Annotated in this window: 21 protein-coding genes; all 21 read right to left on the bottom strand. The window is 37.7% G+C overall.

Features of this window, described 5'->3' with window-relative positions:
* Positions 1 to 2,529 (bottom strand): right-handed parallel beta-helix repeat-containing protein (locus LCM02_RS01195; protein WP_317197438.1); only part of this gene is annotated, 2,529 nt, incomplete at its 3' end.
* A 352-nt stretch (positions 2,530 to 2,881) separates the two neighbouring features.
* On the bottom strand, positions 2,882 to 3,823 hold the full coding sequence (ctlX, locus tag LCM02_RS01190; protein WP_224926481.1) for a citrulline utilization hydrolase CtlX: 942 nt from the start codon (positions 3,821 to 3,823) through the stop codon (positions 2,882 to 2,884).
* 62 nt (positions 3,824 to 3,885) lie between these two features.
* A complete protein-coding gene (locus LCM02_RS01185) occupies positions 3,886 to 4,797 on the bottom strand; it encodes a dimethylarginine dimethylaminohydrolase family protein (RefSeq protein ID WP_224926480.1) in 912 nt (303 codons plus the stop codon).
* Between the two features lie 119 nt (positions 4,798 to 4,916).
* A complete protein-coding gene (locus LCM02_RS01180) occupies positions 4,917 to 6,203 on the bottom strand; it encodes a citrate synthase (RefSeq protein ID WP_224926479.1) in 1,287 nt (428 codons plus the stop codon).
* A gap of 143 nt (positions 6,204 to 6,346) precedes the next feature.
* Positions 6,347 to 7,636: a phosphopyruvate hydratase gene (eno, locus tag LCM02_RS01175; protein WP_224926478.1), complete on the bottom strand. Its 1,290-nt coding sequence runs from the start codon at positions 7,634 to 7,636 to the stop codon at positions 6,347 to 6,349.
* Positions 7,637 to 7,753: 117 nt separating this feature from the next.
* Positions 7,754 to 8,857, bottom strand: coding sequence for a glutamine-hydrolyzing carbamoyl-phosphate synthase small subunit (gene carA / locus LCM02_RS01170; protein ID WP_224926477.1), 1,104 nt, complete (start codon positions 8,855 to 8,857; stop codon positions 7,754 to 7,756).
* 116 nt (positions 8,858 to 8,973) lie between these two features.
* Positions 8,974 to 9,507 carry a 50S ribosomal protein L17 gene (rplQ, locus tag LCM02_RS01165; RefSeq protein ID WP_224926476.1) on the bottom strand — a complete coding sequence of 178 codons (534 nt, stop codon included), beginning with the start codon at positions 9,505 to 9,507 and terminating at the stop codon, positions 8,974 to 8,976.
* Positions 9,508 to 9,549: 42 nt separating this feature from the next.
* Complete coding sequence (locus tag LCM02_RS01160) at positions 9,550 to 10,542, bottom strand: DNA-directed RNA polymerase subunit alpha (RefSeq protein ID WP_224926475.1); 993 nt, start codon at positions 10,540 to 10,542, stop codon at positions 9,550 to 9,552.
* A gap of 23 nt (positions 10,543 to 10,565) precedes the next feature.
* A complete protein-coding gene (gene rpsD, locus LCM02_RS01155) occupies positions 10,566 to 11,171 on the bottom strand; it encodes a 30S ribosomal protein S4 (protein WP_224926474.1) in 606 nt (201 codons plus the stop codon).
* 76 nt (positions 11,172 to 11,247) lie between these two features.
* Positions 11,248 to 11,640 carry a 30S ribosomal protein S11 gene (gene rpsK, locus LCM02_RS01150; RefSeq protein ID WP_224926473.1) on the bottom strand — a complete coding sequence of 131 codons (393 nt, stop codon included), beginning with the start codon at positions 11,638 to 11,640 and terminating at the stop codon, positions 11,248 to 11,250.
* An 11-nt stretch (positions 11,641 to 11,651) separates the two neighbouring features.
* Entirely contained in the window at positions 11,652 to 12,026 is a 375-nt protein-coding gene (gene rpsM, locus LCM02_RS01145; protein WP_224926472.1) for a 30S ribosomal protein S13, read from the bottom strand.
* Positions 12,027 to 12,028: 2 nt separating this feature from the next.
* Entirely contained in the window at positions 12,029 to 12,145 is a 117-nt protein-coding gene (gene ykgO / locus LCM02_RS01140) for a type B 50S ribosomal protein L36 (protein ID WP_074961360.1), read from the bottom strand.
* Positions 12,146 to 12,157: 12 nt separating this feature from the next.
* Complete coding sequence (gene infA, locus LCM02_RS01135; RefSeq protein WP_224926471.1) at positions 12,158 to 12,373, bottom strand: translation initiation factor IF-1; 216 nt, start codon at positions 12,371 to 12,373, stop codon at positions 12,158 to 12,160.
* Positions 12,374 to 12,375: 2 nt separating this feature from the next.
* A complete protein-coding gene (gene secY / locus LCM02_RS01130; protein WP_224926470.1) occupies positions 12,376 to 13,710 on the bottom strand; it encodes a preprotein translocase subunit SecY in 1,335 nt (444 codons plus the stop codon).
* A 13-nt stretch (positions 13,711 to 13,723) separates the two neighbouring features.
* Positions 13,724 to 14,173 (bottom strand): 50S ribosomal protein L15, encoded by a 450-nt coding sequence (rplO, locus tag LCM02_RS01125; protein ID WP_224926469.1) that lies wholly within the window; start codon positions 14,171 to 14,173, stop codon positions 13,724 to 13,726.
* A 12-nt stretch (positions 14,174 to 14,185) separates the two neighbouring features.
* Positions 14,186 to 14,368 carry a 50S ribosomal protein L30 gene (gene rpmD / locus LCM02_RS01120; protein ID WP_224926468.1) on the bottom strand — a complete coding sequence of 61 codons (183 nt, stop codon included), beginning with the start codon at positions 14,366 to 14,368 and terminating at the stop codon, positions 14,186 to 14,188.
* A gap of 9 nt (positions 14,369 to 14,377) precedes the next feature.
* Positions 14,378 to 14,902, bottom strand: a complete 525-nt coding sequence (gene rpsE / locus LCM02_RS01115) for a 30S ribosomal protein S5 (RefSeq protein WP_224926467.1) — start codon at positions 14,900 to 14,902, stop codon at positions 14,378 to 14,380.
* A gap of 9 nt (positions 14,903 to 14,911) precedes the next feature.
* Complete coding sequence (gene rplR / locus LCM02_RS01110) at positions 14,912 to 15,262, bottom strand: 50S ribosomal protein L18 (protein ID WP_224926466.1); 351 nt, start codon at positions 15,260 to 15,262, stop codon at positions 14,912 to 14,914.
* Positions 15,263 to 15,274: 12 nt separating this feature from the next.
* Positions 15,275 to 15,817, bottom strand: coding sequence for a 50S ribosomal protein L6 (rplF, locus tag LCM02_RS01105; protein WP_224926465.1), 543 nt, complete (start codon positions 15,815 to 15,817; stop codon positions 15,275 to 15,277).
* A gap of 12 nt (positions 15,818 to 15,829) precedes the next feature.
* Positions 15,830 to 16,228 (bottom strand): 30S ribosomal protein S8, encoded by a 399-nt coding sequence (rpsH, locus tag LCM02_RS01100; RefSeq protein WP_224926464.1) that lies wholly within the window; start codon positions 16,226 to 16,228, stop codon positions 15,830 to 15,832.
* A gap of 76 nt (positions 16,229 to 16,304) precedes the next feature.
* Positions 16,305 to 16,574 carry a 30S ribosomal protein S14 gene (gene rpsN, locus LCM02_RS01095; RefSeq protein ID WP_224926463.1) on the bottom strand — a complete coding sequence of 90 codons (270 nt, stop codon included), beginning with the start codon at positions 16,572 to 16,574 and terminating at the stop codon, positions 16,305 to 16,307.
* Positions 16,575 to 16,577 lie beyond the last annotated feature (3 nt).

Genomic DNA, 16,577 nt, shown 5'->3' with positions numbered 1-16,577 from the left:
CAATGTTACTTCATCTCCTTCCTCTATGCTGACATCCTTACCCGCATTCGCTCGAACTTCATTTACAGTGACCTTGACTTTTGCCTCATCCGTGGTGATCCCATCTGAAACTGTAACCGTATATGTAGTTGTCTCTTCTGGACTAATCGTAATCTCTGAAGAAGTAGATCCTGTACTCCAACTGTAGGTATCACCTCCACCGGCCGATAGCACAACCTCTTCTCCCTTACAAATACTCAAATCATCATTTACTACAGCTACAACTGGTGGTGTCGACTTTTTAACCGTCACTTTCACTCGATCACTATCCTCACAATCCCCGGATTTTACCTTTACCTCATAACCTTTTGTCTTTGTGGGACTGACCGTAATACTTTGGGTCGTTTCTCCAGTACTCCAAAGATAAGTGTCACCTCCCGTAGCTGTCAATGTTACTTCATCTCCTTCCTCTATGCTGACATCCTTACCCGCATTCGCTCGAACTTCATTTACAGTGACCTTGACTTTTGCCTCATCCGTGGTGATCCCATCTGAAACTGTAACCGTCAAGGTAATCGTTTTTGAAGGGCTTATTGTTATCGTTGGAGTTGTCTTTCCGTTACTCCATTTATATTTCTTTCCTCCTGTTGCTGTTAAAGTAACTTTTTCTCCCTTGCAAATTGAAACATCATCTCCGGCATCTGCATTTATCGTATTGATCGTTTTTTCACCGTATTCATAAGCACCAATATCATGAGAACTACCTTGTGGTCTTTTACTACCTTCAAAATCCATTAAAACTGAACTCAACTTTTTTCCCGCATTGATCAATTTACTTGTTGATTTTAATCTAAAATCTCTATTATTTTTATTTCTAAAAGCCGGATCCTTTGAAATATTGGATGATTTACCCACTAATGATTGAAAACTACCGTAAAAATTCGAATTGGAAAAGGACTGTCCATTACTAAATCCTTGACTCGATACATCAATAATATTACAATTCACCCATTCGTTTGAAGAAGTTTTTGGTTTTACCTCATAATTAGACCATAATGTATTTGAATTCACAATTGTCAAATTATAAAATTTATTTCCTCTCACTTCAGGTCGGTCTGCAATTGATCTTCCCCTATGATATAAAACTTTTTTAGCATTTGAAATAATCACATTTCTAAAAGTATTGTTCAGAGCACTTCCAAAACCTGCCTCGTCGGATGCCGAGAAATCAATACCCTTAACTACATTATTGAAAACACTATTCTCAATAATATTATTGTTCGAGCCATCCCTAATTTGAATCCCTAGCTCTGTGTCGTGAGAATATAAAGATCGCACAACATTATGTGAGCAACCTCCCCTTCTTAATTCAATACCTCTAACTCCTCCAGTCGCTTCATGGTTTTCAATCAAATTGAATTCTGTATCTCCTACTTTATCACCTGAGACGCTAAATCCATGTTCCCAATCCTTACCATCTTTCAATATTTTTTTTGAAAGATTATTCATAAATATATTATTTCGACCTTGAAGCGAGAAATAATAATCCATCTTCAGTCCCCCCGAGTCTTCTCCGAAGGCCTTACAATCGTAGACTGCATTAAAATCACCTTCAATATTGAATGCCGCAACGGAAGAATTTATCGAAATAGACTTGGATATTCGAATGTTTCTAGCTTTGAAAAAATGAATTCCATGATCCCTTGAACCCGTTCCAATATTTCTAACGACACAATTTTCTACAATCAAATTTTTACCTTGATTACTCATAATTCCTTTTTGGAAATTTTGAATTTGAATATTCCGAAGGATTATAAAATCTCTATTTGTAACTCCATTCCCTCCCGCCAGAGAAATTGCGGTTCCTTTCGACCGGTCTTTTCCATCAAGCAATGGAGCTTTGGTTGCTTCCAATTTTTTTCCTTTCGAATAGGTATAAAAATTCACACCATTTAAATCACCTGGTTTACTCCTGTACCCTTGTAAAATAAAAGGATTAGACTTGGAACTTGCAGGTAGAACCCCCCATAATTGAATAAATTCCCCGCCATAATTACCTGCCTTAATATGAATAGTAGCTCCTCCCTTTTTAATTGATTTTACAGCCTCCATAATCGTCTTAAACGCAGAATTAGGGGATTTTCCATCTCCCGACCTTTTTATCTTTGAATTAACATACCATTCCTCACGTTTTGCTTTAGGTTCATTTATTTTGTTTTTAATATGAGTTAATGCGAAATCCGAAACAACCCCATTTCCCTTTTCTAATCTAATAGTGTTGTTATCCCAGAAACTGAATGATTTTTTTACTGTAAAATATTTTGAATTCTTATTCAATCCCGATATTGAATTACCGGAAATTTTGAAGCCCTGAATACTCAATTTGGAAATATTACCTTCAACATCAAAATAAATACGATCTTTATGCGCATTTTCAATTCTGAAATTTGATATTTTAGCAGAATTAGATTGTGAATAAATAATGTTACTTCCTAAGAAAAATAACAAAATCAAATTTAACTGGTATAATAGTTGAACCCTCTTTTTCATAGACAAATTTGAACAGCATTGAATCACCAAAGTATAGTTGGATTTCTGTATTTATTAATTGGGGGAATAACTAGTAATCTTAATAATAACAATCACAATGCATAAATCTTTGTTATCATCAAAAATTCCACGGCGAAAGTATCCTTCAAATCTGAAGAGATTCTAAAGGAATTCATGAATTTTCAAAAAGTTAAATTGTACTAATTACGGGTCTTAAACCATATTTGCGAAGGTGTCAAAAATGGAAGAAAAAACTAGTCGATATCGCAATAAAGGCAGCAATTAATTATCACATTCTCAACAAAATTCAGTTGTTAACAGATTGGGCTAGTTATAAACAAAAAGAAAAAATTTAACTGTTTTTTCGGCTCAAAAAAACCTCTGCCATCATACAGCGTGCACTACCTCCGCCACAGGCTTCGATCGTACTCAGATCGCTTGATAAAAGAGTGGCCTCCTTTGATAAAATTTCAATCTGATCCGGGCTTAAACTGTCATAAGCAGACTGGCTCATCACCGTTATAGCGTCTCCATTCCCATTTATCACCTGCAACATATTACCTGCAAATTGTTCAACCTGTTCCTCGCTAATGTCCAGAATCTGTTTGCCACTGGCCTTGACTTGTCTGATAAAGTTTTTCTTTTCTTTCTTGTCGTCGATACAATCCAGACATGCCACCACGTTATCCCGGGTTACAGCCATCATTACGTTGGTATGGTAGATCAGTTCTCTTTTTCCATCAACGGTCTGGTACGCATGGAAAATAACGGGAGTATATTCAAAATCTTCGCAAAATTCTATAAACAGGTCCTCATCGGCTCTTGGAGACAGAGCGCAATAGGCTATTCTTTGGGCACGATCCAGTACAATACTACCGGTTGCCTCCAGAAACAATCCTTCCTCTTCAGCCGACGTATAATCTACGATCTCTTCTATCACAAAACCTTTTTCTTCCAGAATATCAAATATATCCTCTCTTCTTTCCTGACGCCTGTTTTCGGCAAACATTGGAAATATGCCTACTTTTCCATTTGAATGGAATGAGATCCAGTTATTCGGAAAAATCGAATCTGGAGTATCAGGGACCAGGGTATCCTCCACAACGATAATATTTATACCTGCTTCTCTTAATTTTGATACAAAGGCATCAAATTCTGCAAGAGCCTTTTCCTGGACTTCCTCAGCAGTTAGTCCTTTAATCTCATGCTGGTAATAATTATTTACAGCGGTTTCTTCATTCATTCTGAAAGAAACAGGCCGGATCATTAAAATTGTATTGGTAAGCAGTTTCATTAAATTCTGATGATAATTTCTGGTTATTCTTTAAATTCTAAAAAATTGGAATGGGTCTTTTATTAATCCCGGATCAAGGGTAAGGTGGAACATCTTAACAATCCTTCCTGCTTTCCAATTTCAGCATAAGGGACCTCTTCAACTGTGATGCCCTGATCTCTAAGCCATTGATTCAGTCTTGTAAAACCTGCTTCAGAGACCACAACCTCCTCTGAGATAGAAAAAACATTGGAGTTCATCTCATACATTTCTTCCCTGGTGATTTCAAAAACATTTTCCTTTCCAAAATAATCCACAAGAAACTGATACTCTTCCTCCACCAAAAAACCATTTTTATGCAAAATGGCCTTGTCTTTCCCCACTGGCTGAAAACAACAATCCAGGTGCAAGGCATTGTTTTTGGCATCCGTGTTTGATTTTCTCAATTCAAAAGACTTTACTTTTTTTTCCGGGAACAACTTTCTTAAAAATTCCACCGCTTCTTTGTTGGTTCGTGCCGTAATATAATCAGCATAATCAGGCCCGGTGTAAACACCCACAAAAATATACTCGTTCCAGGGCATAACATCTCCACCTTCTACATGTACCTCCTCAGGAGGAATTATTCTGTTCTCCTTCGCAACCTGGTTATAAACATGATCAATGGCGTCAAGTTCTTCGATCCTGTTGGGTAGGATATTCGAACGTATAAATTTATCCTCAACCACAAAGGCAATGTCCCGGGCGAAAATCTGGTTTACATCCTTCAACACCTTAGGCCTGAATACTTCAACATCATACTTTTTAAGTACCCTTTCAAAGGCACTCATTTCCTTGACCATATCTTCTTCCTTTGGATATGTTCCTGCAAGAATGTTCTCAACGGATTTCGGATCATAGCAGTCCTCGATCTTTGGAACCGGCCCGTTCGATTCAGCCGTACCAAGAACAACGGCTCTTAATCGGGAAGTCTCATTTTGAATATGAAGATTCATAAAATTGAATTTTTCGCAAAAATAAATAAAAAAAACGCGCGCTGATGATAAATAATCATCAACGCGCATTAAAATTTATGAACAATTCAAAATACTTAAAATTGTTCCTTTTTTAAGCCTTATCTTTCCTCAAATGGTTTAAAAGGCCTTAAAGGTTCTCCAGTATACAATTGCCTTGGCCTTCCTATAGGTTCATGATTCAGTCGCATTTCTCTCCATTGAGCGATCCATCCCGGTAATCTTCCAATCGCAAACATAACGGTCATCATTTCTCTTGGGAAACCAAGAGCACGGTAAATAATCCCTGAATAAAAATCAACATTAGGATACAACTTCCTTTGAGCAAAATAATCATCATTAAGCGCTACTTCCTCTAAATGCTTGGCGATAGCCAGTACAGGATCATTGGTTCCCAGATCTTCAAACAGTTCATCAGCAGCCTTTTTGATAATTCTTGCTCTTGGGTCAAAATTCTTATAGACTCTGTGACCAAAGCCCATCAAACGGAAAGGATCATTTTTATCCTTCGCCTTCTGAATATATTTCTCCACATCTCCACCGTCTTTCTGGATATTCTCAAGCATTTCAAGAACAGCCTGATTTGCTCCTCCGTGCAGTCTTCCCCAAAGTGCAGATACTCCGGAAGAAACAGATGCAAATAATCCGGCTTCAGAAGAACCTACGATTCTAACCGTGGAAGTTGAACAGTTCTGCTCATGGTCTTCATGTAAGATTAACAACTCATCCAAAGCTTTGACTGCAATAGGATTCAATACGTATTTTTCTGTTGGGATCCTGAACATCATCTGCATGATATTCTCGATATAATTCAATGAATTATCCCCGTAATTTAGCGGAGTCCCCAGGTTTTTGCTATGTGCCCAAGCTGCAATGACAGGAAACTTACCCATTAACTTGGTAATGGCATCGTACACCTGATCTTCCTTGGTGATATCAACAGTAGCAGGGTTAAATGCAGTTAAGGCTGAAGTCAATGAAGAAAGCATACCCATAGGATGAGCCTTTTTAGGGAATCCGTCAATGATATCTTTCATCTCCTCATTCAAAAGCTGATGATGTTTGATATCTTTTTCCCATTTAGCAAATTGCTCCTTTGTGGGTAATTCTCCAAAAATGATCATATAAGCAACCTCAAGGAAACTGGCCTTTTTCGTCAATTCTTCAATAGCATAACCTCGATGTCTCAGGATTCCTTTTTCTCCATCTAAAAAAGTGATCTTACTTTCACAGGATCCAGTATTTTTAAAACCGGAATCCAATGTAATGATTCCATTGGTAACAGACCTTAATGTTTTCACATTAATGGCTACCTCATTTTCGGTTCCAACAATAACTGGGAATTCGTATTCTTGCCCATTAACAATCAATTTTGCTACTTCTGACATAGGTAATTTTAATTTAATTTTTAATAATTTATTCTACTCGCGAAATTACAAAATAACTCACAATTTTCCTCCTAAATTGAGCTATTTAAGTAACAAAAAAGCTGAACATACATTCAGCTTTTTTTGTTATAAACGATAAGATTTTATCTTACTTTAAAAGCACTCAGCTGAGGGTAATAGGCAACACTGTGCAATTCCTCTTCAATTCTTAACAACTGATTGTATTTGGCCATACGATCACTTCTCGAAGCAGATCCAGTTTTGATCTGTCCGGTATTCAGTGCGACCGCCAGATCAGCAATTGTATTATCTTCTGTTTCTCCCGATCTGTGAGACATTACAGAGGTATAACCTGCGTTATGTGCCATGTTAACCGCAGCAATTGTTTCTGTTAAGGTACCAATCTGATTTACTTTGATCAAAATAGAATTAGCAATTCCGTTATCGATTCCTTTTGCCAATCTCTCAACATTGGTCACAAACAAGTCATCTCCTACAAGCTGAACCGTATCACCGATTTTTTCAGTTAAATACTTCCAGCCATCCCAGTCATTTTCATCCATACCGTCTTCTATAGAAATGATCGGGTATTTTCCGGCCAATTCTGTGATATAATCTGCCTGCTCCTCACTTGATCTGACCACACCTTTATCTCCTTCGAAAATAGTATAGTCATACTTTCCGTCTTTATAGAATTCGGCAGCTGCACAGTCAAGTGCCAACATCACCTCGTCTCCTGCCTTATAACCGGCTTTTTCGATGGCCTTGATGATCGTATCAAGTGCATCCTCAGTCCCGTCAAAAGTCGGTGCAAAACCACCTTCATCACCCACAGCCGTATTTAAACCACGGTCATGCAATAGTTTTTTAAGGTTATGGAAGATTTCGCTACCCATTTTTATGGCTTCAGTAAAGTTTTTCGCTTTAACCGGCATCACCATAAATTCCTGAAATGCGATAGGAGCATCAGAGTGAGATCCACCATTTACAATATTCATCATAGGAACAGGTAAGGTATTTGCACTAACCCCACCCACATATCTGTACAATGGCTGATTCAATTCATTTGCCGCAGCTTTTGCAGTTGCAAGTGAAACCCCTAAAATGGCATTGGCACCTAACTTAGCTTTGTTCGGTGTTCCATCCAGCTCGATCATGATCTGATCTATGGTATTTTGTTCAAAAACAGAATATCCAATTACCTCCTTAGCGATAATCTCATTTACATTTTCAACCGCTTTCAATACTCCTTTTCCCATATAATCATCTCCTCCGTCTCTTAATTCAACAGCTTCATGTTCACCTGTTGAAGCTCCTGATGGAACAGCAGCTCTTCCCAATACACCATTTTCAGTGATCACATCAACCTCAACAGTAGGATTACCTCTGGAGTCAAATATCTGTCTTGCATGAATGTCTAATATAATGCTCATTTTCTTAAAATTTTAATTGTTTTTACTGATGTAAATTTACTAAATATAAAGGGTTTTGGGCCTTTAAACTTGATTAAACTACGATATCGTTTTCGAGATTCTGAACTGGGTTTAAACTCACTTTGACGCCTCGATCATTTCAATAAACTGATCGAATAAATAAGCCGAATCATGAGGCCCCGGGCTCGCTTCAGGATGGTATTGAACAGAAAAACAATTCTTGTCTTTTACGCGCATTCCGGCAAGGGTATGATCATTTAGATGTTCATGAGTAATTTCCAAAATGTCGTGATCCTCTACAGCTTTTTTATCCACAACAAATCCATGGTTCTGAGACGTTATTTCTCCTTTACCCGTAATTAGATTCTTCACAGGGTGATTTATCCCACGGTGTCCATTGAACATCTTATAAGTAGGAACGCCATGGGCCAAAGCAATGACCTGATGCCCTAAACAGATTCCAAATAAAGGTAAATCCCGGTCTATGATATCTTTTGCCACTTTTTGAGCATTCTTAAGCGGAGTAGGATCTCCTGGTCCATTAGAAAGAAAATATCCATCAGGATTAAAAGAACTAAGGTCCTCAAACGAAGCATCAAATGGAAACACCTTCACAAAACAATCTCTTTGGGTCAGGTTCCTTAATATATTTTTCTTAATGCCAATATCGAGAGCGGCAATTCTGTATTTCGCATTCTCATCACCTACGGTATAAGGTTCTTCGGTAGATACTTTGGAAGCCAGTTCCAGACCTTCCATTGAAGGAATCGCATCAAGTTGCTCCTGAAGGGCATCCAGATCCGTTTCTGTTGAAATAATGGCATTCATTGCTCCTTTATCCCTGATATAACGTACAAGGGCTCTTGTGTCAACATCTGAAATCGCAACAAAGTTCTGCTTCTTAAAATAGTCAAGAAGCGACTCCTGTGCATTTACCCGGGAATAATCGAAACTAAAGTTTCTGCATACAAGTCCGGAAATCTTGATTCCTTCAGATTCTTCTTCCTGCTCGTTAATTCCATAATTCCCAATATGGGCATTTGTAGTTACCATCAATTGTCCATAATAGGAAGGGTCCGTAAAGATTTCCTGATATCCCGTAGTTCCGGTGTTAAAACAAATCTCACCCACCGCTGTGCCATCTATTCCAACCGATTTACCTTCAAACATGGTTCCGTCTTTCAAGATCAGAATGGCCTTTTTTCTTGTTTCGTATTTCATATCTTATTCTTGTATTCTTTGAGGTTATCTTACGCTAATTCTTTTTTTTTATTCAAAAAAAAAGGATAAGCCAAAAATAGCTCATCCTTTTATCATTTTAAAAACAAAAATCCAATTTATGCTTCATCCTTGTTCTCAGCATCTTTTGATTTAGGTTCTTCAACTTTTTCAGCAACAGCTGTTTCAGCAGCAGGTGCCTCAGCAGCAGGTGCTTCAGCGGCTGGAGCTGATGAAGATTTTTTTCCTCTTCTTCTTGTTGCTTTTTTCTTTTTAGCCTTTGGATTGTAAATTTCATTGTAATCTACCAATTCGATCATTGCCATCGAGGCATTATCTCCCTGACGATTTCCTAATTTAATGATCCTTACATATCCTCCTGGTCTGTCTCCAACTTTAACTGCCACATCCCTGAATAATTCAGAAACAGCATATTTATCTTTCAAACTGCTAAAAACAATCCTTCTGTTATGTGTAGTATCGTTTTTAGATTTTGTGATTAGTGGCTCCACATATTGACGCAAAGCTTTTGCCTTGGCAACTGTCGTATTTATACGCTTGTGCTCGATCAAAGAGCAAGCCATGTTCGCTAACATAGCTTTTCTATGCGCTTTTTTTCTACTTAAATGATTAAATTTCTTTCCGTGTCTCATCTTTCACTTGACTATTTACAATTTGCTATAGCAATAACAAATCTACTCCTTATCTAATTTGTATTTCGTTAAATCCATTCCAAAGGTCAATCCTTTGTTGTTTACAAGTTCATCCAACTCTGTAAGTGATTTTTTTCCGAAGTTTCTGAACTTCATCAAATCGCTCTTGTTGAAAGAAACAAGGTCTCCCAAAGTATCCACTTCAGCAGCTTTCAGACAATTCAAAGCTCTTACTGAAAGATCCATGTCGATCAAGCGAGTTTTCAATAATTGTCTCATATGCAGAGACTCCTCATCATAGGTTTCAGTCTTCGCAATTTCGTCAGCCTCTAACGTAATTCTCTCATCAGAGAACAACATAAAGTGATGGATCAGGATCTTTGCCGCTTCAGTCAATGCATCCTTAGGTGTAATTGAACCGTCAGTGATGATATCGAAAACTAATTTTTCATAATCAGTCTTTTGCTCAACACGGAAGTTTTCAACTGCGTATTTTACATTCTTGATCGGAGTGTAGATCGAATCAATAAAAATTGTTCCAAGAGGAGCAGATACCTTCTTGTTCTCCTCAGCTAAAACAAAACCTCTACCTTTTTCAATCGTGATCTCCAAATCGATCTTCACTTTAGGTTCCATTCTGCATATCACCAAATCCGGATTCAAAACCTGGAAACCAGAAATGAAATTTTGAAAATCTCCTGCAGTCAATTCTTCTTTACCGGTAGTCGATAAAACGACAGTTTCACTGTCCGTATCTTCAATCTGTTGTTTGAAGCGCATTTGCTTCAAGTTAAGAATGATTTCAGTTACATCCTCAACAACCCCTTCGATCGTAGAAAATTCATGTTCAACTCCTTCAATTCTCAATGAAGTTATTGCATATCCGTCTAAAGAAGATAACAACACTCTTCTCAAGGCGTTACCAACTGTTAGTCCGTAACCGGGCTCTAAAGGTTTAAACTCAAACCTACCGTTAAAATCAGTAGATTCAATCATCAATACTTTATCCGGTTTCTGAAAATTTAATATTGCCATAAGTTTGTTACTATCTTTTAGGGTTATTTAGAGTATAATTCAACGATAAACTGCTCGTTAATGTTTTCTGGAATTTGAATTCTTTCAGGAACAGTAACAAATCTTCCTTCCAGGGTTTCCTGATTCCAAGATAACCACTCATAAACATTCGATTTAGCTGCTAAAGAACTTTCAATGGCTGTTAAAGATTTTGACTTCTCTCTTACTCCAACAACATCACCTTCTTTTAAAAGATAAGAAGGAATGTTCACGATCTCACCATTAACAGTAATATGTCTGTGCGATACTAATTGACGCGCACCACTCCTTGAAGGAGAAATACCTAATCGGTATACTACGTTGTCCAAACGAGACTCACACAATTGAAGTAAAACCTCACCAGTAATACCTTTACTTCTCTGAGATTTTTCAAAAAGCTTGCGGAATTGACGTTCTAAAATACCATAGGTATATTTTGCTTTTTGCTTCTCTTTAAGTTGAAGTGCGTATTCAGATTGCTTACCTCTTCTTTTGTTGGCTCCGTGTTGTCCCGGAGGATAATTTCTTTTTTCTAACGCTTTGTCATCCCCGAAGATTGGTTCTCCAAACTTACGGGCAATTTTTGATTTTGGTCCTGTATATCTTGCCATCTTATTAATTTATTTAAGGGATTATGAATTAAGGCAGTCCTTCGATAATCTTTTTCCTTAGTTTCTAAAATATGTATTAAACTCTTCTTCTTTTTGGAGGTCTGCACCCATTATGTGCAATTGGAGTCACATCGATTATTTCAGTAACTTCGATCCCGTTGTTATGCAGGGTTCTAATTGCAGACTCTCTACCGTTACCAGGTCCTTTTACATAGACCTTTACTTTTCTCAATCCAGCTTCATGAGCAACTCTTGCACAATCTTCAGCAGCAGTTTGAGCGGCATATGGAGTATTCTTTTTAGAACCTCTAAATCCTTGCTTTCCTGCACTTGACCAAGAAATAACATCTCCTTTTTTATTTGTCAAAGAGATGATGATATTGTTGAATGAAGCAGTGATATGCGCCTCACCAACAGCATCTACGATAACTTTACGTTTTTTTACGTTTTTTGAACTTGACTTTGCCATCTTGTTAACTATTATTTAGTTGCTTTCTTTTTACCAGCTACAGTTTTTCTCTTTCCTTTACGAGTTCTAGAATTGTTTTTAGTTCTTTGCCCTCTTAACGGAAGCCCAGCTCTGTGTCTGATACCTCTGTAACATCCTATGTCCATTAAACGTTTGATGTTTAACTGAACTTCAGATCTCAATTCACCTTCGATGGTCAATTTGCCCACCTCTCCACGAATGTTGGCGATCTGCTCATCATTCCAGTCCTGAACCTTGATGCTCTCGTCAACTTTTGCGTTTGCTAAAATCTCTTTAGCTTTACTTCTTCCGATTCCAAAGATATAGGTCAATGCTATTACACCTCTTTTATTCTTTGGGACGTCAATTCCTGCTATTCTTGCCATAATTATCCTTGTCTTTGTTTAAATCTAGGATTCTTTTTGTTGATTACATATAATCTGCCCTTTCTGCGCACTATAATGCAGTCGGCACTTCTTTTCTTTACTGATGCTCTTACTTTCATCTCGTGTTGTCTTTAATATCTATAAGTAATTCTCGCCTTAGTTAAATCATAAGGGCTCATTTCTAATTTTACCTTATCTCCTGGTAGCAATTTAATATAATGCATACGCATTTTTCCGGAAATATGTGCGGTTACAATGTGACCGTTTTCCAATTCTACTCGAAACATTGCGTTTGATAATGCTTCAATAATTCTTCCGTCTTGTTCTATTGCTGCTTGCTTTGCCATAGTTAATAAGCTACTTTTCGTTTAGAGCCCGCTTTCATCAATCCATCATAATGACGATTTAACAAGTGGGCGTTAATTTGCTGTAATGTATCTATGGCAACCCCTACCATAATCAGTAATGAGGTACCACCATAGAATATGGCCCAACCCGGTTGAACTCCTGCTTTTGTAATAATGGCAGGAAGTATCGCCAAAAATGCCAGAAATAAAGAACCCGGAAGGGTAACACGTGATAAAATCGTATCGAGGTATTCAGCAGTATCCTTTCCAGGTCTGATACCCGGAACAAATCCTCCGCCTCTCTTTAGATCATCTGCCATCTTATTTGTTGGGATCGTGATCGCTGTGTAAAAGTAACTAAAAATGATGATCAAAACGGCAAATAAAACATTATACCAAAGACCAAAAATGTCAGTAAAAGCAACTCCTATTGATTTAATTACCGAATTCTCAGCATTTGCCATCAATCCAGGAACAAACATCAGCGCCTGAGCAAAGATAATCGGCATAACTCCAGATGAATTTAGCTTCAAGGGAATATACTGTCTTGCTCCTGCCACATCCTGAATGTTACCAGCTACTGTTCTTCTTGCGTACTGAACCTGAATCTTACGAACTGCCGTTACCAACAGCACACTTGCAAAAATAACAACGAACCAGATAACAACTTCGATCAGAATCATGATCAATCCACCATTTGACTGATTGATTCTTGAAGTAGCCTCCTGCATAAATGAAGAAGGGAATACCGCAATAATACCAATCATAATCAATAAGGAAATACCATTTCCAATTCCTTTATCAGTAATTCTTTCACCTAACCACATCGCAAAGATTGTTCCTGTAGTTAACAAAAGAATTGAAGAGAAATAGAACAATGGGCCTGTACCTAATAAGAATGCGCTTTCGGGAATTCCTAAACTTGGCAAACTAATCAAATACGTAGGGGCCTGAATGATCAGGATCGCAATCGTCAGCCAACGAGTGATCTGATTGATCTTCTTTCTCCCGCTTTCTCCTTCTTTTTGTAGTTTTTGAAGATAAGGAACCGCAATTCCCATCAACTGAACCACAATCGAAGCAGAGATGTAAGGCATAATACCCAAAGCCATTACAGACGCCTTTGCAAAAGCTCCTCCTGTAAAGGCATTTAATAATCCTAATAACCCATCGGCTGTTTTGTTGGCCAAACCACTTAACTGCGTAGGATCAATACCTGGTAAAGGCACCTGAGCAGCCAAACGGTAAACTACCATTAAACCTAAAGTTAAAATGATCTTGTTTCTTAGCTCTTCGATTTTCCAGATGTCCTGGACAGTACTTATAAACTTTTTCATTTAATTTTTTTCATTAAATAGTTACAGCTTCACCTCCCGCTTTTTCAATAGCCGCCTTGGCAGAAGCAGTAAATTTATGTACTGAGATATTCAATTTCGCCTTTAACTCTCCTCTTCCTAAAATCTTAACTAAGTCATTCTTTCCTACTAAACCATTTTCCATTAATACTTCCAATGATACAGTATCTTTGATTTTCCCGTCATCAACAAGTTTCTGCAAAGTATCAAGATTCACACCCTGGTATTCTTTACGGTTGATGTTTTTGAAACCAAATTTAGGTACACGTCTCTGAAGCGGCATCTGACCACCTTCAAAACCGATCTTTCTCGAATAACCAGAACGAGATTTCTGTCCTTTATGACCTCTTGTAGCGGTACCGCCCTTTCCAGATCCTTCACCTCTACCAATTCGTTTACCCGATTTTACGGATCCCTTTGCAGGTTTTAAGTTATTTAATTCCATAACCTTAATATCTTATTTGATTTCTTCAACAGAAACTAAATGATTAACTGTTTTTACCATTCCAAGAATCGTTGGTGTAGCATCATGCTCAACCGTTTGATTCATTTTTTTCAAACCTAACGCCTCAAGTGTCAACTTTTGATTTTTAGGACGTCTGATTTTACTGCGTATTTGTTTTACTCTAATTCTTTTCATCGCTAAAAATTAACCGTTAAACACTTTTTCTACAGATATACCTCTTTGTCTTGCAACAGTATGAGCATCTCTTAGGTTCAACAAAGCATCAAAAGTTGCTTTTACCACATTGTGCGGGTTTGAAGAACCCTGAGATTTTGAAAGTACATCATGTACACCTACTGATTCCAATACCGCCCTTACTGCACCACCGGCGATTACCCCGGTACCATGAGAGGCTGGTTTCAAAAACACCCGTGCTCCACCGTACTTACCTTTTTGCTCATGAGGCAATGTTTGATTAATGATCGGAATTCTTACCAAATTCTTCTTAGCATCTTCAATTGCTTTGGCAATTGCTGAAGCAACATCCTGAGATTTACCTAATCCATGACCCACTACACCGTCTCCGTTTCCGACAACCACAATAGCTGAAAAACTAAATGTTCTTCCCCCTTTGGTCACCTTGGTAACTCTTTGTACTCCTACCAAATGATCTTTAAGTTCAAGACCACTGGGTTTTACTCTTTCTACGTTGTTATATTTTTTGTACATGGAATAATCTTAAAATTTTAAACCTCCTTCTCTAGCACCATCTGCTAGGGCTTTTACTCTACCGTGGTATAAATAACCATTTCTATCAAAAGCAGCTGTTTCAATTCCAGCCTTTCCTGCTTTCTCAGCCAATTCTTTACCTACAGCAGTAGCGATCTCTATTTTAGTACCTTTTGCATCTTTCAATGAAAGAGAAGAGGCAGATACCAAAGTTTGTCCTGCAACGTCATCAATTAATTGAGCGGAAATTGCCTTATTGCTTCTGAAAACTGATAATCTAGGTTTCACCGCAGTTCCAGAAACAACTTTTCTGATTCTGTTCTTTATTCGGTTTCTTCTTTGAAGTTTTGTTAATGCCATAACCTTATATTATTATGCAGTTTTACCCGCTTTTCTTCTTAATTGTTCTCCTACATACTTAACTCCTTTTCCTTTGTATGGCTCAGGCTTACGGAAAGAACGAATCTTTGCTGCAACCTGCCCTACCAGCTGTTTGTCATGAGAAGTTAATTTAACCAATGGATTCTTACCTTTTTCAGATACAGTTTCCACTTTCACCTCCGGAGCAACCTCCAGAACGATATTATGAGAAAATCCTAAAGCCAGATCCAATTTTTGTCCTTGATTAGAAGCTCTGTAACCAACTCCTACCAATTCAAGTTCTTTCGACCAGCCTTGTGACACTCCAACAATCATGTTATTGATCAATGCTCTGTAAAGACCGTGTTTAGATTTGTGCGTATTGGCCTCAGAAGGTCTTTCCAAGGTTAACACACCATCTTCGATCTTTACATCAATTTCTTTAATTTCCTGAGACAATTCACCAAGCTTACCTTTTACAGTAACTTCGTTGTCTTTCACTTCAACAGTAACTCCTTCCGGAATTGTTATTGGGTTTTTTCCTATTCTTGACATCTTATCTACTTTTTAATAAACGAAACATAAAACCTCTCCCCCAACATTCTCCTGACGTGCTTTCTTATTCGTCATCACACCTTTTGAAGTAGAAACGATGGCAATTCCCAAACCGTTTAATACTCTTGGCATTTCATGAGCTCCGGCATATTTTCTCAAACCAGGCGTACTCACTCTTTGAAGATTCTTGATCACAGGTTGCTTGGAATCCTTATCGTATTTCAAAGCAATCTTGATAATGTCCTGAACTTTGTTCTCAATGAACTTATAACTCAAGATATAACCCTGATCGAAAAGAATCTTGGTCATTTCTTTTTTTAAGTTCGACGCCGGAATTTCCACTACTCTGTGGCCAGCGCTTGCAGCATTTCTAATTCTTGTTAGATAATCTGCGATTGGATCTGTATACATATATAAATATTTACGGTTTTGGTTTTCGATCTAAACATTCTTTTTCAGATCAAACCTGAAACCAATTAATAATTTTCTACCAGCTAGCTTTTTTTACACCAGGGATCAAACCTTGATTAGCCATTTCGCGAAAAGTAACACGAGATATACCAAACTGACGCATATAACCTTTTGGACGACCTGTCAGTTTACATCTGTTGTGCATACGTATAGGCGAAGCGTTCTTTGGTAATTTTTGCAAAGCTTCATAATCTCCAGCCTCTTTCAGGGCCTTTCTTTTTTCAGCGTATTTTGCAACTGTTTTAGCTCTTTTCACTTCACGAGCTTTCATTGATTCTTTTGCCATCTT

The sequence above is a fragment of the Lutimonas saemankumensis genome (genome assembly GCF_020171465.1).
GTDB classification, from domain to species: Bacteria; Bacteroidota; Bacteroidia; order Flavobacteriales; family Flavobacteriaceae; genus Lutimonas; species Lutimonas saemankumensis.
This window is presented reverse-complemented; position numbering and strand designations above follow the sequence as displayed.